Below are 1,015 nucleotides of genomic sequence, written 5' to 3' on the forward strand. Positions count from 1 at the left end.
TTAAGCTCCCTAAAGGGTCGTTGGAGACTACAACGTTGATAGGTTGGGTGTGGAAGTGCTGCGAGGCATTGAGCTAACCAATACTAATTACCCGTGAGGCTTAACCATACAACACCCAAGTGGTTTTGTATTGACTGGTTAACATCACTTACTAACTGAGTAATGAAAACCTCGTGTAGAAACCCTACACGTCAGTTTGAATTACGTCGTTACTAAGCGATTTACCTCAGTCAAGGTTTGACAAGATTCTGAAAAGAACTATCACGTACATATCGTGTGAATAAGAAATTAAAATGTATTTATAAAAGCTTTCAAGATTGTAACTTGTTAAGTGTATTTACGAAAGTAAATGAACAGTGACAAAGCCGCAAATGAGCGAGAAACGGAGTTGACGTTCGTCAATGAGTATCGAAGCGATTGTAGCAATGACGTCAGTGTGATATTTAACAAGAAAATTTTGTCTAGCGACAATAGCACTGTGGAACCACCTGATCCCATTCCGAACTCAGCAGTGAAACGCAGTAGCGCCGATGGTAGTGTGGGAGTTCCCATGTGAGAGTAGGACATCGCTAGGCTTATCATTAAAGAAACCCGCAGCTGACGCTGCGGGTTTTTTGCGTTTAAAATCAAAAAAGTAGCACTTTGGAACCACCTGAACCCATTCGCCATACCAAGAGAAGCAGCAGTGCAACGCAGTAGCGCCGGTGGTAAAAAGTGTGTGGGTGTTCTTCTCTTTATGTGAGAGTAGGACATTGCTAGGCTTCTCATTAAAGAAACCCGTAGCTGACGCTGCGGGTTTTTTGCGTTTAAAATCACAAATAATAGTGACAATAGCACTGTGGCCCCACCTGATCCCATTCGCTATACCAAGAGATGCAGCAGTGCAACGCAGTAGCGCCGGTGGTAAAAAGCGTGTGGGTGTTCTTCTCTTTATGTGAGAGCGGCGCCGTTCCTGCACATCCATGTGCCCTCGGCATTAGCGCATCCATGCACGTCATCGCTAGGCTTCTATTAA

2 rRNA genes are annotated in these 1,015 nt (G+C 44.3%); both read left to right on the forward strand.

Going from position 1 to position 1,015, the window contains the following annotated elements:
* Positions 1-108: ribosomal RNA gene (locus B6K83_RS18095) — 23S ribosomal RNA — on the forward strand; the annotation flags it as partial.
* A gap of 352 nt (positions 109-460) precedes the next feature.
* Positions 461-575 (forward strand): 5S ribosomal RNA (gene rrf / locus B6K83_RS18100).
* The last annotated feature ends 440 nt before the right edge of the window (positions 576-1,015 follow it).

It is taken from the genome of Colwellia chukchiensis (assembly GCF_002104455.1).
Taxonomy (GTDB): domain Bacteria; phylum Pseudomonadota; class Gammaproteobacteria; order Enterobacterales; family Alteromonadaceae; genus Cognaticolwellia; species Cognaticolwellia chukchiensis.